A 22,740-nucleotide genomic window follows, 5' to 3' on the forward strand; every position below is an offset into this window, starting at 1 on the left:
GTCGTTATGACGGCTTTTTTGATCCGCTAGCTCGGCAGGAATTCTTCTGACCACCCCTCGCTCACCACACCTATGTCGATAAGACGCTGAATGTCTGATTCGCCCATCCCCAATTCGGTCAAGATAAGCCGACTTGAACTGCCAAAACGCTCTGTTTGCGCAGCCGAAATAATGCCCGCTTTTTTGGGACGAATCGAATAATGGTCGACCATGGTTGTGACGTAACCACTAGGGTGCGCATCGTAGGTAGAAAACGCGTAGCTTCCAGAGTCAAAACCCACTTCACCATCTTGAGGGCGACTGTAACGTTTTCTCAACCATTCAATGCTTCGCGTCTGCGCGGCAGCGATATCCAATTCAGACAACTTATTCAGCCAAACATCATTGGGTTTACGTTTAAACTGACTGGCAAACAGGGCTTTTCTGCCCGCTTCATCAAGGTTGGAGAGGCCGGAGAATGCATCCAACGATTCCAATTTCGGCAAATCGCTCTCCGAGGCATCTAGGTACAACCAACCATCATGGGTTTGATAGAAATGAGACAGCGCGTTGTATCCCAAAGTGTCACGCCCTGATGGTTCATTACATGGCGGGCGTCCTTCATAATCGTGGCTGTATTTGATTTGCGCGAGGTTAGTCGTGGAAGATAGCGATGTTCTCGGTCTCAACACTTCCCCTGTTTTTGCCCGCACATACAAGGCTACAGACATCGCAAGTCCCGCCGCAAACCCGCAGTTTACGTCCAATGTACCGAGATGCGCATGCTCTTCTGGCGTATCCATCCCTCCAAATCGGCTCATAATGCCGCTGTTCGCCTGAATAATATCGTCATAGCCAATGTAATCTGTTTTCTCGCCATGCTTAGGCCCGCCTAAGCAATCCAAACGACAGAAAATAACATCTGGGTTGATCGCTTTCAGTCGATCTTCTGTCAATCCTAGTGGCGCAACTTGTCGAGAAGGAGCATTGATAACGACGATATCGCAGTGCTTCACCAATGCTTCAAAGATCGGCCTGCCTTCATCCGTCAGCATGTCCATCAACAAGCTCTTCTTTCCAATGTTTGACAGGTAACTGAAAAACACACCAATCAGCGGATCATACATAGGTTTGGTTGGGTCGAGCTTGATCACTTCAGCCCCGAAGCGAGAGAGAAATGCAGTAGAGTGCGGTCCCGCAATAACATTGGTAAGGTCCAGAACCTTTATGCCGTTAAGCCAGTGTCGCTGAGCTTCCCCGCTGTGTGTTGGCTCACACCTCGCAGGTTTTGTTGTCACGCTGAAAAGGCGTTCTGCATCAGCATATTCACCAAACTTACGCGGATGAATATCGCATAGCTGCTCTCCCAACTCCTCGAACCATACCAGTGGTCCCGGCTGCTTCATCGGGCCAAATTCAGGGTCGTTAACCTCCACGATAAGCCCGCTTTCAAGCGAGTAAGAATCATTGACCCATTCTTGCGTTGTTCTGTGTGGAGCCCCTGGAATACCGCCCTCTCCAAACAGTTTTCCCCATTCATCGGATGAACGAGTCAGAAAAACACGTTTCATCTTTTCGGCTATTTTTGCTGCCCAATCCGCTGGCAGAGGATAAACACCAATTGACGTGTCCGCTTCCCATTCAGATTTCGGCAAATAGAGGTCTTCGACATCTGGCAGTCCTTCCGCCAACAACTCATCGTAAAGACCCGTCAATTGAAGGCAACGTTTTGCGTGTGTGCGGTGAGATGGACACACAACATAGAAGTATCGACCGTCTTTGCATTCATAAGTCCGATAGAAAGGATCTAAGTATTCCTGAAGCTCTTCGTAGGTCACGTCCATGGCTAAACCCGCTTCTCGACGGCGGCTAATTTCCATCTCGCGCATCGTCAGGTAGCGCTGTGGCATCCCTTCAATTTTAATGGAGTTATAAGACAACCCCTCCATCAATGCTGCGGTAACAGGCACTTCAATGTGATCACCAGCTCCACTTTTTTCACGTTCAAATAAGGCAAGCGACACCGCACTCGCCGCCAGCATGGTTGCATACGCAGAACCAAGCGTGAGCGGAGAAAAGCTTGGGTCACACCCCATCAACACACGGTTGTAGCCCATATCCGTAAATGCACCGGATGATGCTGCTATCACGGCTTCCGTCGCCTTCCATTGCTTACGGAGTTGGTCATTCGAGGCAAAGCCAGGGACGGAGAGTGTGATTAATCTTGGGTCTGCAGCACGCAGCATGTCCAAGTCCACGCCCAGACGTTTCATTGTGCCTGGTCGGAAATTTTCTATGATGATGTCTGCTTGTGCGCAAAGAGACAAAGCCCTGTCTAAATCGCCCCCGGATTTCAAGTCGAGCCGGATATTGGTTTTGTTTCGATTTAACACCGCATTGGCAGAATGATTCCACAATGGACCGTTTGGCGGGTCAATGTGCACAACATTGGCACCTAAATCGGCAAGGATCATAGCGACAGCTGGACCGGTCACGTACTGGCCAAAGTCGACAACATTTAATCCCGATAGCGGCAATGTATTTCTCATCTATCTCGCTCCTTGCTAAGAGACTTCAACGTAAAATGAGAACCACCTAATAGGTGAATTCATTGCCGGATAGTAATTACTTTATTTTTTATCGACCACTAATATAAATTTAGTCTCAGCATAAATATTTTAATACACAACAAACCACTAGTTATATAAATGTCTGTTTTCAATATTTATATCATCATTGTTAACTTCTTCAATCACCCAAGATATAAATGCTTCAGCATGAGGATGTAGAAAACGAGATTTATGGTTGACCAAGTAGAAAGCTTCTGTCGTCAAAACCTTTTGTTCAAATAAAGAAATGAGCTTTCCTTCTTCAAAGTACCGTTGTAACAAACTGCTCCTGCCTAAAACAATCCCACCATCGTTAGCTGCCACTTCAAAGGCATTGACTAAGGTGTCGAATTGACTCCCTAGCTTAAAGTCCGTATACGCCATGCCAATGGATTGGAACCAGTGATTCCAGCCATCTTCATAGCCAATCACATGAATGAGGTTTTCATTCACGATGTGTAAAGGAGAAAGCTCCCGCTGAAACCGAGAGGCATAATTTGGGCTACAAACTGGTTGCAGAAGATCCCATGTCAGCCTTCTTGCTTCAAACTGATGCCAACGACCGTTTCCATAGATCACCTCCAAATCACAATCGGAAGATTTCTCCTGGCTGTTAACCCATATATTGCTTGTGATTTTTAAATTAATGTCCGGATACTTTTCATAAAACTGCGATAGACGCGGTGCAAGCCAGTTGACAAAAAAGACCAGATTAACCTTAACGTTCAGTAGCTTATTTCTGCCTTTACCGAACAACTCCTCCGTCACTTCATTCATTCTTTCTATTGATTCATGAAGCACTGGCAGGTAAGCCGCCCCCGCCTCTGTCAGCTCTAACCCTCTAGGTAAACGCACAAAGAGCATTGTGCCAAGTTGACTCTCCAACGCTTTAATTTGTTGGCTGATCGCCGCTTGAGTGATGTGCAGTTCCTGAGAAGCGTGGGTGAAGCTCAGGTGCCTCGCAGCTGCCTCAAATGACCGAAGCCAATTAAGTGGGGGGAGTCGTTTTTTCATGGTGTTACTTCCTTGCTATCACGATAGAAAACGATGCAGCTTCCTGCAGACAATGAGAACGTCAAGAACGGCTTGGTCAGTCTTTTTTATTTGTTATTCAACCTCAATCTACACCTAAGCATTTCGAAATGATGTCAAATAAATGAAACATAACAGCTACGCATAATTATTTTTATACCAAAGGCTAAAAATTTATTAATTGCCGAAAGACGGTAAAACATGAAAGTTTACTAACACGCTTTAAAAGGCAGAAAATTTATCAAAATGCGACATTGATAAGTCGCAATAAAGTAAATATTAACGAGAGATAACCAGCCTAGAAAAACATAATCATTTATTTCAGTCGGAATATTAAAAGGAGTATCGCAATGGGGAAGGATGTTAACGCGAAAGAAGGAGGAGGGCTATTCGCGGGTGTAAACCCGTTTATGGCTATCGGATCTTCCGTTCTCGTCATTTTGTTTGTTTTGTACACCGTGTTATTGCCTGAACAAGCGAACAGCGTATACACGTTCTGCAAAAATTATATCGCGACTAATCTGTCGTGGTATTACGTAGGACTCATGAGTGTTTATCTTTTCATTGCGTTTTATCTCATCCTCAGCCGGTATGGGAGTATCAAGCTCGGCAAAGACGATGAAAAGCCTGAGTTTGGTTTCTTTTCATGGTTTTCCATGCTCTTTGGCGCAGGCATCGGTATTGGTATTCTGTTCTGGAGTATTGCCGAGCCCATGTACCACTTCCAAAACAATCCTTTTGTCACTGAGGACAAAGCGCAAACCATTTTCGCTGGGCAAGTTGCAATGCGTATTGCCATTTTCCATTGGGGACTGCATGGCTGGGGGTTGTTTGCGATTTGTGGCCTTTCTCTCGCTTACTTCTCTTATCGTAAAGGCCTGCCGCTCTCTATCCGCTCGGGTCTCTACCCTCTTCTTGGGGAGCGTATTTATGGCCCACTAGGGCATGCCGCTGACTTACTTGCTGTTTTCGGTACGGTATTTGGTATCGCCACCTCGCTGGGGCTTGGAGCCCAGCAAATGAATGCCGGACTGAACTACCTGCTGGATGTTGAAATCAGCACGTCTGTTCAGATCATATTGATCATCAGCATCTCCATATTAGCAACGGTGTCAGTGCTGACCGGTGTAAACAAAGGTATTCGGATCCTCAGTGAGCTCAACATGCAACTCACTGTTGTTATGCTGGCTTTCTTCATCATTCTTGGCCCAACCGCCTATGTAATTGGCTCCTTTTTTACCAATCTTGGCGATTACATGCTTAACGTGGTCAAGCTGGGGCTCTGGGTCGACCCTAATCCTGAAAATACATGGCAAGGTGCTTGGACCATCTTCTACTGGGGATGGTGGATCGCATGGGCACCTTTCTGTGGCATTTTTATCGCCCGCATTTCTCGCGGTCGCACTATTCGTGAATTCACGTTAGGTGTGTTGCTGGCTCCCACTGTGTTAGCGACATTCTGGATCACCATATTCGGCAATACCGCGATGTATATCGAGCTCTTCGGTAACGGAGGCGTCGTTGAAGCCGTTAATGAAGACCTGACCCTCGCCTTATTCAAAACGATTGAACTCATGGACATCGGCGTCATCCTCACCACACTCGGGGCAACCATTTGTACCGTCATGCTTGTCACGTATTTCGTGACATCAGCCGACTCCGCAACGCTCGTCATTTGTACCTTGATCTCTATGGGAGATGAGCATCCACCCGCTCGTTATCGCGTATTTTGGGGACTCTCTATTGGCCTTGTCGCCGCCGTACTTTTGTTAGCAGGTGGTCTTGGCGCACTGCAAACCGCGTCAATCATTGCCGCGCTCCCCTATTCCATTGTTGTTATCGCAACCACAGTCGGTCTTTATCGGTCACTGCGCAGAGAAACCCTTCATGGAAAACCAGATACAGTAGGAGCTATAAAATGAGTAATTCCGTCGCTATGCCACGTATATTGGAGTTTGGCGAAGATGCTACTGCGCGCTTGCCAGACATCGTCAAAGGATTCAATGCGTCGCGTGTACTTGTTTTAACTGACAAGACCATGGTTCAAATGGGCTATGTCGCTATGGTCACTGAGCTACTGTCTAACGCAGGTATCAATAGCCGAGTCTATTCAAACACGATTCCTGAGCCAACGTCTCAGTCAATTGAAGAAGCAGTGGCTGTCACTCGCGACAATCAAATTGACTGTATCGTCGCGTTAGGCGGTGGTAGTGCAATCGACAGTGCAAAAGCCATCAGTATGCTTGCGAGCTATGGCGGCTTTATGCGCGATTACAAAGCACCACGTATCGTCAATGAAACCAGTATCCCCGTTATTGCAATTCCTACAACCGCGGGGACGGGTTCTGAGGTTACCAAGTTCACCATCATTACCGATTCTGACACTGACGAGAAGATGCTATGTATTGGTCTCGGCTTCCTGCCCGTTGCCGCCTTGATCGACTACAAACTGACCATGTCACTGCCCCCCCGAATTACTGCCGACACTGGGATTGACGCATTGACGCATGCCATTGAAGCCTATGTCAGCAAAAAAGGTAACCCGTTCAGTGACTACAACGCCTTAGAAGCCATGCGCCTGATTGCACCTAACCTTCGCAAGGTATTCCATGATGGGAATGATATCGAAGCGAGAAAGCAAATGATGATGGGCTCTACCTTAGCAGGCATTGCCTTCTCTAATGCATCAGTCGCTCTGGTTCATGGTATGAGCCGACCTATCGGGGCTTCCTTCCACGTTCCACATGGGCTTTCAAACGCCATGCTTCTTCCAAGCATTACAGCCTTTTCCATTCCAGCATGCGAAGAGCGTTACGCTCAATGTGCCAAAGCCATGGGAATAGTCGGCGAACATGTCAGAACAGAAGACGCCAACACGCGCCTGAAGCAAGAATTACTGGCTTTGAATGAAGAGCTCAACGTACCTACACTTGCTGAGTTCGGTGTCGAAAAGGATGACTTTGACGCAGTGCTAGACATCATGATCCAACAAGCATTTGCGTCAGGTTCGCCGGGAAACAACCCAAGGGTTCCCACAGAAGAAGAAATGAGATCGCTGTACCAACGGCTTTGGAAATAACCACCTAATCACAAGCGATCTAAACAGGACGACGAAAAAGAGCTGCCATCGCAGCTCTTTTTCTCTTACATGGCGACAGATTTCACCGCTCGCTTGTTGAGCACAATGAGTATCACCACAGGTATGTTCATCAGCACGCCGTACAATAAAGGCGTCAAAGCAAGTTCCGGCTGCTTTAGCTGCACCACGGCTACAAATATCGCGGTACCCGCATTTTGAATCCCTACCTCGATGGCAAACGTCTTCGACAGTTTTGCGTCACCACGAAACAGTTTAGATACAGCCACACCAAGCCCCATGCCCAGCAAACACAAGGTTAGAACCGCCACTGATGCTTGTGAAAACAACTGGTTGAACACAGAGGTGTTTGCGGCAAGTGTTACGGCAACCGTAAAAAACAGTGCCCACAATGCGGACTTACCGGCGAACTCGGTGAACACATCAAAACGCTTTGAGTGAACAAAGTGGTTTAGTGCCATACCCAATAACACGGGGACTAACGTCACCGCGATAAGCTGCATGATCGCCGTTTTTACGGGGATCGCGGCTGACACTTGGGGATAAAGCAGCGGCAACAGCAAGGGTAAGCTAAACGGGATAATTAAGCTGCTGATCGCTGTCATGGTGATTGATAGTGCCGCATCTCCGCCAGCAAGATGGCTAATTGCGTTTGATGATGCACCACCAGGGGCTAATGCCAGAATCCATAGACCTATTGCGACCACTTCAGGCAAATTAAAGACATAAACGAGAACAAAGGCAATTGCAGGCAAGCCGAGTAATTGCGCGCAAAGACCAACAAACACAATGCCAGGATATTGCCCAACACGTTTGAAATCTGCCAACGTGAGTGTCAATCCTACACAAAACATCATCCACGCAAGGGCCAAAGGTAATCCAATGGTCAACATAGCCTGGCTCATACACTTTCCTTATACACTCAGTTTAAACGGCAAAACGATCAAAAAAGGCGAACATAATGCCCGCCTTTTAATATACCCAAACAACGTGAAGATGCTGGACTCAGCGAGCTTGTTTGGTGTTGTGATCGCGACGTCCCTTTGTAGGTGTAGTCACCTCCATCAAAAAGGGACAACAAAGAGCACGACATCATACAACTCTCCCGAAGGGAGGCCATCAATACGGTCACTTCTTCGTTAAATCCCACGGAAATAGAATGACTATTCCTCGCGAAATTTGCCTCGAATTGAACGTATTGATGACCTCTGAGTTCGAGCATTTTCAGGTTGTTTGGGTATTAGTTTCTTTGACCTTAAGCGTTACCTTTGACCTGCATCTGCAATTCCGCTGCGAAATCCAACATACGGTTCAAAGGAATAAGTGACTTAACGCGAATAGCTTCATCAACGTGAATTTCATGCTCTTCGCCACCGTCGCGTAGAGCAATATCAATTGCTTTTAGGCCGTTCATCGCCATCCAAGGACAGTGCGCACAACTACGACACGTTGCGCCTGCGCCTGCTGTCGGGGCTTCGATAAGCTCTTTATCTGGCACCATTTGCTGCATCTTAAAGAAGATGCCTTTGTCAGTCGCGACAACCAATTGCTTGTTAGGCAGCTCTTTCGCTGCTTTGATTAGCTGACTGGTTGAGCCGACAGCGTCAGCCAACTCTACCACACTTGCTGGTGACTCAGGGTGAACCAAAATGGCTGCATCTGGATACACTGCTTTCATGTCTCTCAGTGCTTTGGCAGAGAACTCGTCATGAACGACACACTCGCCTTGCCACAGCAACATTTCAGCCCCGGTTTTGTTTGCGATATACGAGCCTAAGTGACGGTCAGGACCCCAGATAATCTTTGCGCCTTCGTCATCCAAATGCTCAACAATCTCCAACGCAATTGAAGAGGTCACTACCCAGTCAGCGCGCGCTTTCACTGCGGCAGAGGTATTGGCATAAACGACGACAGTATGGTCTGGGTGGGCATCACAAAAGGCTGTAAAACGGTCTTCAGGACAACCAAGATCCAACGAGCACTCTGCTTCCAGAGTCGGCATTAATACCGTTTTTTCTGGTGTAAGAATTTTCGCGCTTTCGCCCATAAATCGGACGCCAGCGACAAGAAGTGTTTTTGCAGGGTGCTTGTTACCGAACTTCGCCATTTCCAGCGAGTCACCAACGAAACCGCCAGTCTCTTCAGCCAACGCCTGAATTTCAGGATCGGTGTAATAGTGGGCAATCATGACAGCATCTTTGTCTTTCAGTTGCTGTTTGATACTGGCGATATAGTCTGCTTTCTGTTGCTCAGACAACACCTCCGGTTTTGGAGGGAAGGGATATACCGTCTCTGCGGTATTGATAATCTGGCTCATCGACATACTCAGATTTGCTTGCAATCCGGCCATTATAGCGACCTTAAAGGCGAATGTTTACCCTTTATGAAGATGATGTGAACTCTAGATAAGAAATAAATGAAAAACAAAAAGCCGACAATTTTGTCGGCTTTTTGTATGGGGATTTTCTAGTTGTTCAGCTGCTTTTCGGCTTGGTTTGCCGTTGTTGTTCCCGGGTATTCTTTAATCACACTCTGGAACAGTGCATTCGCACCAGCCGTGTCGCCCTGACGCTGAGCAATGATACCCAGTTTCAGCAAGGCATCAGCACGCTTGCTAGACTTCGCGAACTGACTAACCGCAGTAAAGTGTTTCTTCGCTGCATCTAAATCACTCTTAGAGAAGTAGAGTTGTCCCAACCAGTAATGCGCGTTAGGCGTATAAATAGATTCTGGGTATTTTGCGAGGAAAGCGTTGAACGCTTCTGTCGCACCAGTATAGTTTTTCTCTTTTAGAATCAGATTTACCGCTGCATCATACTCAGCGTTTTCTGTTTGATCCGTAGAGTATTTCTCGGTTGAGTCAGGCGTTTCCGGCTTTGCTTCCGGAGCAGGTGCTGGTTTCGCATTTCTCAACGTGTCAATTTCACGGTAGAGATCACGTTGGCGTTCCAACATCTGATTTAATTCGTAGCTGTTTCTTTCTACTGTGCCACGCAGATTATCTAGCTCACCCGCCATTTGGTCGAGTTGACGCTGCATATCAAGTTGCATTTGATTTCGAGCTTCAAGCATTCGCTCCAAGCGCTCAACGGAGCTGCCGCCGCTACTACCACCCAATTCAGTCACCGGAGCAGGTGCGGCAGCCACAGGGGCTGCCGCACTCACCAGTAACGCCAGCGAAAGACAACGCAAAGTGTTACTGTTCATAGGATTTACCTTAAATTAGTAAACCAGAACCGCACGACGGTTCTTCGCATAAGCTTCGTCGCTTTGGCCTAGCACCAAAGGTTTCTCTTCGCCGTAGCTTACGATTGAAATTTGAGACGCAGGTACGCCCAGTGCTTGCAGGTATTTAGCAACTGCGTTTGCACGACGCTCGCCCAGCGCGATGTTGTACTCTGGCGTACCACGCTCATCCGCGTGACCTTCTACAACAACTTTGATGTCTGCGTTGTCACGCAGGAAGTCAGCGTGCGCGTCCAGCATGTCTTCAAACTGTGGCAGAACTGAGTAATCGTCAAAGTTAAAGTAAACAGTTTGAGACTGACGAAGTTCGTTGTTACGAATTTCTTGTTCAGTCAATGCGCCTTGGCCGCCATCTACTGGAGTTACGATAGTAGTTTCAGAACCTTGATTAGTTTGAGAACCCGCTGTGCTGTCAGTTGAGCTGTCGCTTGAGCTACAAGCAGCCAGTGTGAACATAGGCAGCGCAATTGCCAAACCCTTAAGTACTTTATTAACTTGCATCTTGTTTTCCTTATATCAAATAAGCGCAAATATTATTGGAACGGGGACCATGCTGGGGCTCTCACTCGCCCATTAGTCGCAGGTAAACGTGCTTTGAATCGTCCATCAATAGAAACCAACGAAAGTACGTTATCACGCCCATAAACTGAGCTGTAAATTACCATGCTACCATTCGGCGCGAGACTTGGAGATTCATCCAACATAGTTTTCGTTAGAATCTCAACAGCACCGGTTTGCAAATCTTGTTTTGCAATGTTGTAGCCTGAGTCCGAGCGGTGAACCATCACCAGGTATCTACCGTCGGGTGTAATTTGACCACCGAGATTCTGGCTGCCCTGCCATGTAATCCGACTAGTAGAACCGTCGGCTAAATTTACTCGATAAATCTGTGGTTTACCACCCCGGTCTGACGTAAAGATTAAAGACTTCCCGTCTGGATCCCAGAATGGCTCGGTGTTATTCGCCCGACCTTTGGTAATTTGCTCCATTTTTCGGGTTTTCAAATCTAATACATTGACTTGCAAACTGCCGGTCTTAGAGAGTACCAACGCCAACTTACTGCCGTCCGGCGAGAAGCGGGGTGAACCGTTGTGACGCGGGAATGACGAGATCATTTCGCGGTCACCAGTATAAATGTTCATCAGGAAAACTTGAGCCTGACCGTTTTCAAAGCTCACATAAGCGAGTTGCTTACCATCTGGTGACCATGCAGGTGACATCAACGGTTGCTTAGAACGAAGCACAAGCAATTCGTTGTAGCCATCATAATCCGCGATACGCAGTTGGTACGGGTAGTCCGCTTTGTCATCAATAACGACATAGGCGATACGCGTCAGAAACGCTCCTCTTTCGCCCGTTAGCTTTTCATACACCAAATCCGAGATACGGTGAGCGTATTGACGAAGCTGCTTACCCGACACCACTTTGCGGTTATTCAGCAACAGGTGGTCTTTTGTCAGTACGAGGTCACCATTTGCGGACAGGCCTTTGCTTTTACCGCCTGTTAACTGGCCACGAACCACGTCAATCAGTTGGTATTCAATTAAGTATTTGCCGTCAGCCGTCTGGCTGATTTTACCGGTAACCAGTGCGTCAACACCCAGTGCGGTCCAATCGTTAAAGTCGACGCTCTCATCGCTATAAGGCGTTTGGGGCATTTTATCCGTTGGGATTGGACTGAACTTCCCGCTGCGCTGCAAATCAGACGCAATCACCGCGGACACATCCGTCGGCAGTTTCCCTGGACCATCCCATTTGAAAGGGACGATAGCGATAGGTCGGGCTGAGTTAACCCCTTCGGTGATAACGAGTTTCAGTTCTGCATGGGCAGGCTGTATAGCCGCCAACATCAGCGTAATCACACCAAAGAATACGCGTTTCAACATCAAGAATCCCTCTTACTCTGGTTTCACAGTCAACTCAATATCTTGTAGTTGCGCTGCGACATCTTGGTCTTCCGGCATCGGGAAGGAAGACACTTTCAATACTGCAGTTTTTGTTGCTCGACACAAAGAGGCATTACCGCCTGCTTCGGCCACATCCAAAAGCAAACCGGTGCCCGAGAGGCGCATTTTCACCACACACTCTTGCCCCAGAAAACTGTCATCAACTAACAGATTTTGGCGAATCATTTGGGTGTAAATAGCACCATAACGCGCTTTCTCGTCGCTAATGAAACGCCCTCGAGCCGTGTCGCGATTAGCGGACTCCGACTCGAGACCGCTAAAAAGCTCGTTAAGGGCAGCCTCCTGCTCTACCTGCTTGCGTTTGGCTTCAGCAGCCTTACGCTCGGCTTCCTTACGTGCTTCTTCTGCTTTCCGCGCAGCTTCTTCCGCTTTTTTCTTCTCTGCTAGCTTACGCTTGCGTTCTTCATCCGCTTTGCGAGCCTCTTCTTCTGCCTTTTTCTTTTCAGCAATCTGGCGCTTACGCTCTTCTTCTGCTTTTAAACGTTCTTGTTCGGCGCGCTGACGATCGGCTTCCGCTTTCTTCGCGGCTTCTTCCGCTTTACGTTGCTGTTCAACACGGCGAACACGTTCAGCTTCCGCTGCCGCAGCTTTCTCGTTCGCTACACGCGCAGCATCTTCTGCTTTACGCTGCTCTTCAGCGGCTTTCTTTTTGGCTTCCGAGATACGCTTACGTTCGGTTTCTGCTTCGCGAGCGGCTTTTTCTGCAGCAAGCTTTTCCGTTCTCAACTCGCGTAAGCGTTTCTCTTCTTGCTCACGTTGTTTTTCGAGTTGCTCAGCTTGTTGTTCCAATCGCTTGAGGCGGTCGCTTTCTTGTCGCTTCGCTTCATCGCGTTGTTCTCGAATTTTCTTTGCCTGAGCACTGACTACACTTGGGTCGATAACGACTGCTTCGATGCTTTGCCCCACGGGTTGGTGAACAGCCTTGCTAAAATCCGCCCCCCAAAGCAAACCACCAATTAACGCACCATGAAGCACGAAAGATATGACCGTGGCACCCGTGTAATTATTGTTGTCTTTATTCTTCATTCACTTTCTCATTCTATGAATCAAGCGGTTCGGTCATCAGTCCCACTGAGGAGACTCCCGCCTGGTTCAATGCATCCAGGGTAAGAATGATTTCGGAATAAGGCACTCGCCCATCACCACCGACTAAAACTGGCGATTTCGGATTGATTTCCAGCTCAGCGCGCACTCGGATCAGCATATCTTGCAACGTCAGTCCACGAACCATGTCACCATTGTTCACGCTCAGACCCAAGCCACCATTTTGATCCACTTCGACGATAATAAACGCGCCGCTGTCTTCTTCTTTCGCTAATTCAGCCGCTGTTTTCGCATTCGAGGTTTGAGGAAGGTCAACGTCCACACCTTGTGTAACAAAAGGTGCTGTCACCATAAAGATGATAAGCAGCACAAGCATTACATCGATATAGGGAACGACGTTGATCTCTGCCGTCATTTTCCGTCGCTTAGGTTGATAAGCCATGGCTTACTCCTTCGGTGCGGCAAATGCCTGGCGGTGCAAAATGCTTGAGAACTCTTCCATAAAGTTCACGTAATTGTTTTCTAGCTTGCCAACCTTCGATGTCAATCGGTTGTAGGCCATAACCGCAGGAATCGCAGCGAACAAGCCCATCGCTGTTGCAACCAGTGCTTCCGCGATACCCGGCGCAACCATTGCCAGTGTCGCCTGCTTCACCGCACCCAGTGCGATAAAGGCATGCATTATGCCCCACACGGTACCAAATAGACCGATGTACGGGCTAATTGAACCCACTGTCGCAAGGAACGGAAGGTTCGTTTCCAAAGACTCTACTTCTTTGGACAAGGACACACGCATCGCGCGCGATGTACCTTCCATCACCGCTTCCGGTACTTTGCCATTGCTGCGGTGAAGTCGAGCAAACTCTTTAAAGCCTGAATAGAATATCTGCTCGCTGCCCGTTAGGCTGTCTTTACGAGCTTGAACTTCTTGATAGAGTTGAGATAAGTCCATTCCTGACCAGAATCGGTCTTCGAAGCGTTCCGCTTTTGCCGACGCTTGTGAAAGTACTTGCGAACGTTTGATGATCATCGCCCAAGACACAACTGACATGCCAAGCAGAACCAACATCACTGCTTTTACCAGCAGACTCGCCTGCAAAAACAGATCAAGAATTGAAAGTTCAGCGTTCACTAAAAATCTCCGATTGAATCGATGTAGGAATGGATTTTGGTTTCATTTTCTCAGAGTCGACACAGGCTACCTTAACTATGGCCCGGCACAACACATCGCCTTGTGAATTAACTAAATCCTGACAGAACGTTAGGGTAACGCGACGAAGTTCTGACACCGTTGTTTGAACAGTGAGCGATTCGTCTAACGTGGCACCTTTAAAAAAGTCAATGTCCATATGACGGACAACGAATGCAGTGTGCTCTTCAAAGAGCACGTGTTGATTGACACCTATACTACGCAATAGTTCGGTGCGTGCGCGCTCGAAGTATTTGAGATAGTTCGCATGATAGACAATACCGCCGGTATCCGTGTCTTCGTAATACACGCGAATTGGCCAACAAAATGGATGGAGATGACTCATCCGAATAATTACCTGAAATCCATAATAAGGTTTAGCGAAATACTATAACTGACTTACTCAACATATTGAAACCTCGAAGCAACGAAGCAGGTCACGAATGGCGCAAAATAAAACAGCTCGGGGGTTGCCCGAGCTGTTTGAAGTACCGATATCTGCATTTATCAGGTGAAAGCCTGAACCAGCATGGCTGTCATGATGACCCACGAAAAGGGTGGGAAAAAGACAAGTTGCCAAAACCAGCGACGAGGTTTGAACGCCATACCGTGAATTAACCCAGTACACGTTGCCCAAATCAATGGCAAACCATTGGCTACCGTAAATCCTCCCAGTTTGGCAGCAAATGCTTGCGGATCCCACATAACGAGACCACCGCAAACCAGAGCCAAAACAAGAGACAGCAACATCAATACGCGCTTATGTAGACGGTCATGCAGACCGTCTAACAAAGCGATAAGCTTATTCTTCACTGTCGTGATCCATGGCTTCAGTATGTTCTAACCAAAGCGCATTGATAATACCGAACGAGCACGCCAGCAATACACCTAGAATCCAAGCGAAATACCACATGGTTTACTCCTTCTCTTAGTACAGTGAGTTCTTGTTTTCTTCGATGAACTTGTCATCCAAGCGGCCAAACATCTTGTAGTAACACCAAGTGGTGTAACCCAGAATGATTGGAACCATAACAAACGCAACGCCAGTCATGATGTTCAGCGTCAATTCACTTGACGTTGAATCCCACATGGTCAGGCTCTGTGATGGGAACAGGCTTGATGGCATCACGAATGGGAACAGCGCAAAGCCAGCAGTCAAAATCACACCTGCAATCGCTAGGCTCGAGAACAAGAACGCAAAGCCACAACGCTCAAAACGAGACGCTGCTGCTGCCAACAGTGGCATGATCACAGCCAGTGCAGGCGCAATCCACAAGAGTGGGTAGTCGTTGTAGTTGTTGAACAACGCACCTGTCATTGTGGTCACTTCTTTCGTCAATGGGTTCGACGTCGCATTGGTAATGATTTCACTCGTGATCACATAACCTTCAATGCTCTGTGCCCAGAAGCCAGCAATCGCAAAACACACTGCAGTTAACACTGATGTCAGTTGCGCCACGTTACGAGAACGTGTGTGCAAGTCGCCAGTGGTTTTCATTTGCAGCCAGGTTGCGCCCTGAGTCACGATCATGAACAAGCTAACCAGACCACACAGAATCGCAAATGGATTCAGCAGACCGAAGAAGTTACCACGGTAAGTTGGGATTAGCAGTTCGCTTAGCTCAAACGGTACGCCTTGCAGCAAGTTACCGAATGCGACACCGAAGATAATTGGTGGAACAAAACCGCCAATAAAGATTGCTGCGTCCCAAGCTTTACGCCAGCGTGGATCTTCAATCTTAGAGCGGTAGTCGAAACCAATTGGACGGAACCACAGTGCAGCCAGGGTAACAATCATCGCCAGGTAGAAACCTGAGAACGACACGGCGTAAACCAGTGGCCATGCTGCGAACAGCGCACCACCTGCTGTGATCAACCAAACTTGGTTACCATCCCAGTGCGGTGCAATCGAGTTAATCATGACACGGCGTTCGTTATCGGTTTTGCCAATAACAGGTACAAGCGCACCTACGCCCATGTCGAAGCCATCGGTGACGGCGAAGCCGATCAGTAGAACACCGATCAGAACCCACCAAATCAATCGTAGGATTTCGTAATCAAACATCGCTCAAGCTCTCCTTATGCTTCAACCTGACGCGCCAGATCCGATTCCGGAGTCTTTTGCTGTTCAAAGTGGTAACGGCCAGTCTTCAGGCTGCTTGGGCCTTTACGAGCAAACTTAACCATCAGGTAAACTTCAGCGATCAGGAACACGGTGTACAGTGCAACGATAGCAACCAATGAAGTAATGATTTCGTACGCTGGCAGGTTCGACGCCGCCATGTGTACCGGCAGGATTTCACCCACAGCCCAAGGCTGACGGCCATATTCCGCAACAAACCAACCTGCTTCAGACGCAATCCAAGGCAATGGAATCGCGAACAGAGCCAGTTTCAGAACCCAAGGTTTCTCGTCGATCTTCTGACGACAAGTCTGGTAGAACGCCATGCCGAAGATGAACAGCATTGCGAAACCACACGCAACCATGATGCGGAAGCTCCAGAACAGCGGTGCTACCTGAGGAATAGAATCTTTAGCAGCTTGTTTGATTTGCGCTTCCGTTGCATCAACAACGTTTGGCGTGTGCTCTTTCAGCAGCAGACCGTAACCCAAATCTTTCTTCACTTCGTCAAACGCTGCCAAGTTTTCAGGGGTCTTGTCACCGTCACGTAGTTTTTCAAGCAGACCGTAAGCAATCATACCGTTACGGATACGCACTTCGTGCTCGTCGACCAGATCACGCAGACCCGTAACCTCTTTGTCGAATGAACGCGTCGCGATGATACCCATTACGTAAGGGATCTTGATGGCGTAGTCGGTTTCCATGGTTTCTTGATTCGGGAAACCGAACAGCGTAAATGCGGCAGGTGCTGGCTCGGTGTGCCACTCTGCTTCAATTGCAGCCAGTTTTACTTTCTGAACGTCGCCCAGCTCATAGCCAGATTCGTCACCCAGAACGATAGTAGACAGGATGCCCGCAATACCGAAAGATGCAGCAATCGCAAATGAACGGCGAGCAAACGCCACGTCACGGCCTTTCAGTAGGTAGTATGCACTGATACCCAAGACGAACATTGCGCCTGTGGTGTAGCCTGCAGCAACAGTGTGAACGAATTTCACCTGAGCTACTGGGTTAAGTACAACTTCAGCAAAGCTCACCATTTCCATTCGCATGCTTTCGAAGTTGAACTCTGCACCCACTGGGTTTTGCATCCAACCGTTAGCAACTAGAATCCAAAGCGCTGAAAAGTTAGAACCGATAGCTGTCAGCCAAGTAACAGCAAGGTGTTGACGCTTGGACAGGCGATCCCAACCGAAGAAGAACATACCCACAAGGGTAGACTCAAGGAAGAATGCCATGAGAGCTTCGATTGCCAATGGCGCACCGAAGATATCACCAACATAGTGAGAGTAGTATGCCCAGTTTGTACCAAACTGGAACTCCATCGTCAGGCCAGTCGCAACGCCTAGCGCGAAGTTAATACCGAAAAGCTTACCCCAGAACTTGGTCATGTCCTTGTAGATTTGCTTGTCGGTCATCACATATAAAGACTCCATAATAGCCAACAAAAAGGCCATACCCAGAGTCAATGGGACAAACAGGAAGTGATACATCGCGGTGAGAGCAAATTGGAACCGCGATAGATCCACAATATCAGTTAACATGGTAACTCCTTCATCGTCAGGCTGACTGACGCACGACACTTTCATGTCGTTAAGTAAATGCTTAAACACATGCGAGGCTTGCCAGCCGCGCTTTACCGAGCTTCCTTACGGGAGCTGTGTGAACAACTCTCCTTTATTATGTTGCACTTTTGTGCTGCACTGGTTAGGATTTTGTTAAGCAACTCCTAATATAGTGACAGCTAATACTAAACATTCTGGCAACCGTCTTCAAAGCATTTGGCCCTCTGGGACATTGACTGCTGTCAAAATAATCAATTTCCACAGCTTCTTATTTTATCTGTCCTTGAGCACCATCATCTTTTGAGTCGATTTAAAGAGCTAGACGAAGCGTAGGAAACAAGACTAGGGCAAGGAGAAAAGATGATGGCCATAACAGAGTTGCAACACTGCAGATGTAAAAAAGGCCAACACAATGTGTTGGCCTTTCCAATCTTAGGTTCTTTATGACTTATTGGGTAAATCAAAGCCAAAGTGCAGATAGGCACGCTGACTGGCGATACGACCACGAGGCGTACGCTGCAAGTACCCCTGTTGAATGAGATAGGGCTCGATAACGTCTTCAATGGTGTCTTTGGCTTCACCAATCGCGGCAGCAAGGTTATCTAACCCTACTGGGCCACCATCAAATTTCTCAATGATTGCAGTAAGCAGTTTACGGTCCATGTAATCGAAGCCTTGATTGTCGACATCCAGCATGTCCAGTGCTTTCGATGCAACATCCGCATTGATATGACCGTCCCCCTTCACCTCTGCATAGTCACGTACACGGCGCAGAAGGCGGTTTGCAATACGTGGAGTGCCTCGTGCACGGCGCGCAATTTCAAATGCGCCCTCTTCCACCATATCCAAATTCAAACATCGCGCTGAACGTTGAACGATGCCTTTCAGGTCGGCGACATTGTAGTACTCAAGACGCTGAGTGATACCAAAGCGATCACGCAGTGGTGATGTCAGTGAACCCGCACGGGTTGTTGCACCAATCAAAGTAAACGGGGGTAAATCGATTTTGATAGAGCGCGCAGCTGGACCTTCACCAATCATGATATCAAGCTGGTAGTCCTCCATCGCAGGATAAAGCACTTCCTCCACAACAGGACTCAAACGGTGGATCTCATCAATAAAGAGTACGTCGTGAGGTTCAAGGTTGGTCAGCAGTGCTGCCAAATCGCCCGCTTTTTCCAGAACAGGTCCAGAGGTAGTGCGAATATTGACATCCATTTCATTGGCTACAATATTCGCCAATGTGGTTTTACCCAAACCCGGAGGGCCAAAAATCAATAAGTGATCCAGTGCTTCCTCGCGTTTGCGCGCAGCATGGATAAAAATCTCCATCTGGTTGCGAACATGATCCTGCCCTTGATAGTCCGACAACAATTTTGGTCGAATTGCGCGGTCAATGACATCGTCTTCACGGCTCGGTGGCACAGAGCCCATCAGGCGGTCGGCTTCAATCATCTATATTGCTCCATTACACCATCGAACGCAGTGCATCGCGGATAATGGCTTCACTCTTCATGCCATCCTGAGCAACTTGCTTAACCACTTTCTCAGCTTGCGCTGCTTTATAACCCAACGCGATAAGCGCACTGATTGCCTCATCCTTTGGATTGGTTGATGCCGCGACAACCGTATCCGTGCTAGAAGCGCGGCGCGCTGCTGCGTCGGCATGCGGCGTAAACAGATCAAAGGCGTGCCAGTTTTTCAAGCGATCACGCATCTCAATAACCAGTCGTTCTGCGGTTTTCTTACCAACACCAGGGATTTTCACTAACGTTGATACGTCTTCACGTTCCACACTGTCAACGAACTGTGTGGCAGTCATCCCAGACAGAATCGCAAGACCCAGTTTTGGCCCTACGCCATTTGCCTTAATCACTTCACGAAATAGCGCACGTTCCACCGTGGTATTAAAGCCATAAAGCAGTTGCGCATCTTCACGCACAACAAAGTGCGTATAAATAATCGCTTCTTCACCAACTTCAGGGAGTTCATAGAAACAGCTCATTGGCATACTGACTTCATAGCCAACGCCGTTTACTTCGAGAAGGATTTCAGGTGGTTGCTTTTCAAGCAAAATTCCGCGTAGTCGGCCAATCACAATAGAAACTCGGTATTCTGGTTACAATTGCCGTTAGGATAATAAACAACTGGATAGATATCCAGTTTTAATCCGGATTACGTCCTAGAATTGGGCAAGTGATCAGATAAGATTTACCCACTTCATAGTGAGTTTTATGAAGAGAGCCAGCACACTGACCGCACCCACCCCAATAAGCCAAAGACCGATAAACCAAAGGCCAGACTTCATCGCTTTATTCATGGTAGCCCTCGTCCGCTCTAACCTTGCCACGAAACACCCAATACGAATACGCCGAGTAAGCAATAATGATTGGCAATAAGAAGGCTGCCCCGGCGAACAAGAACTTAAGGCTGTTCTCAGGTGCAGCCGCCTCCCATAGGGTAATGGCTCGTGGCACCATGTAAGGGAAAATGCTGATGGCGAATCCTGCAAACGCCATCAGGTAAATAACCAACGTCCACATGTAGGCAGCAAGTGCTTTTTGCGCACTCAACGAGTGCCAAAGCTTATAAGCAGCGCAAGCTGAAATAATGGGTATCAGGAAGAAGGCGGCCGCGTTCGGAAACGTAAACCAACGCGCCGCAATTTCCGGCGAAATAAAAGGGAGCCATATACTGACTACACCAATGGCTGCGAGGAACATGAGTGTCAAACGCTTACACTTGGGGAACAACTTAGCCTCAATCGACCCCGAAGTTTTGATCAGCAGCCAGCATCCGCCAAGTAAGGTATAACCCATCGTCACAGCAATCCCGCAGAAAATAGAAAACGGTGTCAGCCAATCAAACCACCCACCTGCATATTGGCGGTCTGCAACCTCAATTCCCTGAAGTAATGTGCCGAGAATCATCCCTTGTGAAAACGTGGCAACGAACGACCCTCCCGCAAAAGACCAATCCCACAGATATCGCCCCTTTTTCGTTCGGTAACGATATTCAAACGCTACGCCTCGGAAGATAAGCCCGATAAGCATGGCAATGATAGGGGCGTACACGGCAGGCATGATCACAGAGTAGGCTAATGGAAACACTGCAAACAGCCCACCACCGCCTAACACCAACCAGGTTTCGTTTCCATCCCAAATGGGGGCAATGGAATTCATTGCCGCATCTTTTTCGTCATCATTTAATGATGGGAATAAAATCCCTACACCTAAGTCGAACCCATCCAAGATAACGTAAGCAAGTACCGCTATGGCAATGATGACCGCCCAAATCAATGCGTAATCCATTACGATTCTCCTTGTCTTGGTGAAGCGTCATCCACAATATCGTGACTCGCATTACCATGAGAAAGACGTGTGACCACACGGCTGTCCAAATCCTGTTCATATTTCGTCGGTGATTTACGCATGAGCTTGAGAAGGTAATAAATACCTGCTCCAAAAATCGCAAAGTAGACGACAACAAACACAGCGAGCGACGTACCCACCGCCGCAGCATCAATGGGAGACACCGAGTCAACGGTTCGCAAGTGTCCGTAAACGGTATAAGGCTGACGACCAACTTCCGTGGTTACCCAACCCGCCAAAATCGCAACAAAACCACATGGGGCACTCCAAGTGCAGATTTTGAGAAACCAAGGCGTTTCGTAAAGAGCCTTCTTTCGCCTTAGCCAAAGGGATGTCAAACCAATTGCGAGCATCAAGAAGCCGACGGCGACCATGATGCGGAAACTCCAAAACACAATCGCGACAGGTGGCCTATCTTCGGGGGGAACGCTTTTCAGCCCTTTGATCTCACCGTCGACGGAGTGGGTCAGTATGATGCTACCAAGGTAAGGGATCTCGACTTTGTAATCGACCGTTTCGGTTTCCTCGTTTGGTATTCCAAACAAGATCAGTGGTGCGCCTTTGCGGGTTTCAAAATGCCCCTCCATCGCTGCCACTTTCATTGGCTGATGCTCAAGGGTATTAAGCCCGTGCATGTCTCCCGCCACAATTTGAATGGGAGTCACAAGCAGAGCCATCCACATTCCCATGGATAAACTGATCCGCGCAAGCTCATTGTGTGGCGCACGCAGTAGGTGCCAAGCTCCCACGCCTGCCACCATGAAAGCGGTGGTCAGGTAGGCAGCAATGACCATGTGAACAAGGCGATATAGAAAAGAAGGATTGAACACCACCTCGAACCAATCGGTCACAATAAACTGCCCTTGCTCGTTATAAGAGAAGCCAGCCGGCGTCTGCATCCAACTGTTGACCGAGAGAATCCACGTTGCAGACAGCAGCGTGCCAAATGCCACTACTGCCACCGCAAGGAAATGCAGCCGTTCCCCAACCCGCTCCCGACCAAACAACATGATACCGAGAAAGCCCGCTTCTAAGAAAAAGGCCGTCAGCACTTCATAACCCATCAAAGGGCCGAGCACCGGACCTGTCTTGTCAGAAAACACACCCCAATTTGTGCCGAATTGGTAACTCATGACAATGCCACTCACTACGCCCATGCCGAACGTCACTGCAAAAATCTTGGTCCAATACTTTGAAAGCTCTAAGAACTGATGTTGGCGGGTTTTCAAATGCAGGGCCTCCAGCACCGTAATGTAGCTGGCGAGTCCGATAGAAAACGCAGGAAAAATGATGTGGAATGAAACTGTAAAAGCAAACTGGATTCGAGCGAGATCCACTGCAAGTTCTGACATTCTTGCCTCCGCATGGCACAACAGATTCGATGTGTATCAAGTGATTTCTCACTGTATCAACGCTGTATAGACGCAATGCGATCACATATAACAAACATCTAGCACGAGTAATTCTAGGCGTTCATTAGTTCAGTTTTACTATCTCAATGAATATAAAAAGAAAAGCG

22 protein-coding genes are annotated in these 22,740 nt (G+C 48.1%); 2 read left to right on the forward strand and 20 right to left on the reverse strand.

The features are described 5' to 3' along the window. Window positions 1-26: 26 nt before the first annotated feature. Both LRP49_RS15150 and LRP49_RS15155 read right to left on the reverse strand, forming a co-directional pair. The gene (locus LRP49_RS15150) at window positions 27-2,528 is read right to left on the reverse strand and encodes a CoA transferase (RefSeq protein ID WP_274143149.1); all 2,502 of its coding nucleotides are present in this window, start codon (window positions 2,526-2,528) and stop codon (window positions 27-29) included. A 147-nt stretch (window positions 2,529-2,675) separates the two neighbouring features. Next, window positions 2,676-3,602 (reverse strand): LysR substrate-binding domain-containing protein, encoded by a 927-nt coding sequence (locus tag LRP49_RS15155; protein WP_274143150.1) that lies wholly within the window; start codon window positions 3,600-3,602, stop codon window positions 2,676-2,678. A 368-nt stretch (window positions 3,603-3,970) separates the two neighbouring features. Here LRP49_RS15155 and LRP49_RS15160 point away from each other — a divergent pair, with 368 nt between their 5' ends. Continuing rightward, the gene (locus LRP49_RS15160; RefSeq protein ID WP_274143151.1) at window positions 3,971-5,542 is read left to right on the forward strand and encodes a BCCT family transporter; all 1,572 of its coding nucleotides are present in this window, start codon (window positions 3,971-3,973) and stop codon (window positions 5,540-5,542) included. Then, window positions 5,539-6,699, forward strand: a complete 1,161-nt coding sequence (locus LRP49_RS15165) for an iron-containing alcohol dehydrogenase (RefSeq protein ID WP_274143152.1) — start codon at window positions 5,539-5,541, stop codon at window positions 6,697-6,699. The genes LRP49_RS15160 and LRP49_RS15165 overlap by 4 nt, the downstream gene beginning before the upstream one ends. A 65-nt stretch (window positions 6,700-6,764) precedes the next feature. Here LRP49_RS15165 and LRP49_RS15170 read toward each other — a convergent pair whose 3' ends face one another. The 18 genes from LRP49_RS15170 to LRP49_RS15255 form a co-directional block, all read right to left on the reverse strand. Next, window positions 6,765-7,622, reverse strand: a complete 858-nt coding sequence (locus tag LRP49_RS15170; RefSeq protein ID WP_274143153.1) for a bile acid:sodium symporter family protein — start codon at window positions 7,620-7,622, stop codon at window positions 6,765-6,767. Window positions 7,623-7,972: 350 nt separating this feature from the next. Further along, a complete protein-coding gene (gene nadA / locus LRP49_RS15175; protein ID WP_274143288.1) occupies window positions 7,973-9,034 on the reverse strand; it encodes a quinolinate synthase NadA in 1,062 nt (353 codons plus the stop codon). Between the two features lie 149 nt (window positions 9,035-9,183). After that, window positions 9,184-9,924 (reverse strand): tol-pal system protein YbgF, encoded by a 741-nt coding sequence (gene ybgF, locus LRP49_RS15180; RefSeq protein WP_274143154.1) that lies wholly within the window; start codon window positions 9,922-9,924, stop codon window positions 9,184-9,186. Between the two features lie 15 nt (window positions 9,925-9,939). Next, complete coding sequence (gene pal, locus LRP49_RS15185) at window positions 9,940-10,464, reverse strand: peptidoglycan-associated lipoprotein Pal (protein WP_274143155.1); 525 nt, start codon at window positions 10,462-10,464, stop codon at window positions 9,940-9,942. A gap of 32 nt (window positions 10,465-10,496) precedes the next feature. Further along, window positions 10,497-11,849, reverse strand: a complete 1,353-nt coding sequence (gene tolB / locus LRP49_RS15190; RefSeq protein WP_274143156.1) for a Tol-Pal system beta propeller repeat protein TolB — start codon at window positions 11,847-11,849, stop codon at window positions 10,497-10,499. A 12-nt stretch (window positions 11,850-11,861) separates the two neighbouring features. Next, window positions 11,862-12,956, reverse strand: a complete 1,095-nt coding sequence (gene tolA / locus LRP49_RS15195; RefSeq protein WP_274143157.1) for a cell envelope integrity protein TolA — start codon at window positions 12,954-12,956, stop codon at window positions 11,862-11,864. Between the two features lie 13 nt (window positions 12,957-12,969). Next, window positions 12,970-13,416 (reverse strand): protein TolR, encoded by a 447-nt coding sequence (tolR, locus tag LRP49_RS15200; RefSeq protein WP_274143158.1) that lies wholly within the window; start codon window positions 13,414-13,416, stop codon window positions 12,970-12,972. A 3-nt stretch (window positions 13,417-13,419) separates the two neighbouring features. Beyond that, window positions 13,420-14,106 carry a protein TolQ gene (gene tolQ, locus LRP49_RS15205; RefSeq protein WP_274143159.1) on the reverse strand — a complete coding sequence of 229 codons (687 nt, stop codon included), beginning with the start codon at window positions 14,104-14,106 and terminating at the stop codon, window positions 13,420-13,422. Beyond that, window positions 14,096-14,509, reverse strand: coding sequence for a tol-pal system-associated acyl-CoA thioesterase (ybgC, locus tag LRP49_RS15210; RefSeq protein ID WP_274143160.1), 414 nt, complete (start codon window positions 14,507-14,509; stop codon window positions 14,096-14,098). The genes tolQ and ybgC overlap by 11 nt, the downstream gene beginning before the upstream one ends. A gap of 161 nt (window positions 14,510-14,670) precedes the next feature. After that, complete coding sequence (gene ybgE / locus LRP49_RS15215) at window positions 14,671-14,976, reverse strand: cyd operon protein YbgE (protein WP_274143161.1); 306 nt, start codon at window positions 14,974-14,976, stop codon at window positions 14,671-14,673. Then, entirely contained in the window at window positions 14,966-15,076 is a 111-nt protein-coding gene (gene cydX, locus LRP49_RS15220) for a cytochrome bd-I oxidase subunit CydX (RefSeq protein WP_078752244.1), read from the reverse strand. Before cydX ends, ybgE begins: the two co-directional genes overlap by 11 nt. A 15-nt stretch (window positions 15,077-15,091) precedes the next feature. Next, the gene (cydB, locus tag LRP49_RS15225) at window positions 15,092-16,228 is read right to left on the reverse strand and encodes a cytochrome d ubiquinol oxidase subunit II (protein ID WP_274143162.1); all 1,137 of its coding nucleotides are present in this window, start codon (window positions 16,226-16,228) and stop codon (window positions 15,092-15,094) included. 14 nt (window positions 16,229-16,242) lie between these two features. Then, window positions 16,243-17,829, reverse strand: a complete 1,587-nt coding sequence (gene cydA / locus LRP49_RS15230) for a cytochrome ubiquinol oxidase subunit I (protein WP_274143163.1) — start codon at window positions 17,827-17,829, stop codon at window positions 16,243-16,245. A 462-nt stretch (window positions 17,830-18,291) separates the two neighbouring features. Continuing rightward, window positions 18,292-19,305, reverse strand: coding sequence for a Holliday junction branch migration DNA helicase RuvB (gene ruvB, locus LRP49_RS15235; RefSeq protein WP_274143164.1), 1,014 nt, complete (start codon window positions 19,303-19,305; stop codon window positions 18,292-18,294). Between the two features lie 13 nt (window positions 19,306-19,318). Then, window positions 19,319-19,948 carry a Holliday junction branch migration protein RuvA gene (ruvA, locus tag LRP49_RS15240; protein ID WP_274143165.1) on the reverse strand — a complete coding sequence of 210 codons (630 nt, stop codon included), beginning with the start codon at window positions 19,946-19,948 and terminating at the stop codon, window positions 19,319-19,321. A gap of 102 nt (window positions 19,949-20,050) precedes the next feature. Then, window positions 20,051-20,170, reverse strand: coding sequence for a DUF2474 domain-containing protein (locus tag LRP49_RS15245; protein ID WP_274143166.1), 120 nt, complete (start codon window positions 20,168-20,170; stop codon window positions 20,051-20,053). Beyond that, a complete protein-coding gene (gene cydB / locus LRP49_RS15250; RefSeq protein ID WP_274143167.1) occupies window positions 20,163-21,161 on the reverse strand; it encodes a cytochrome d ubiquinol oxidase subunit II in 999 nt (332 codons plus the stop codon). The genes LRP49_RS15245 and cydB (LRP49_RS15250) overlap by 8 nt, the downstream gene beginning before the upstream one ends. Continuing rightward, window positions 21,161-22,573: a cytochrome ubiquinol oxidase subunit I gene (locus LRP49_RS15255; protein ID WP_274143168.1), complete on the reverse strand. Its 1,413-nt coding sequence runs from the start codon at window positions 22,571-22,573 to the stop codon at window positions 21,161-21,163. Before LRP49_RS15255 ends, cydB (LRP49_RS15250) begins: the two co-directional genes overlap by 1 nt. Between the last annotated feature and the right edge of the window lie 167 nt (window positions 22,574-22,740).

The sequence above is a fragment of the Enterovibrio qingdaonensis genome (assembly GCF_028683135.1).
Classification (GTDB): domain Bacteria; phylum Pseudomonadota; class Gammaproteobacteria; order Enterobacterales; family Vibrionaceae; genus Enterovibrio; species Enterovibrio qingdaonensis.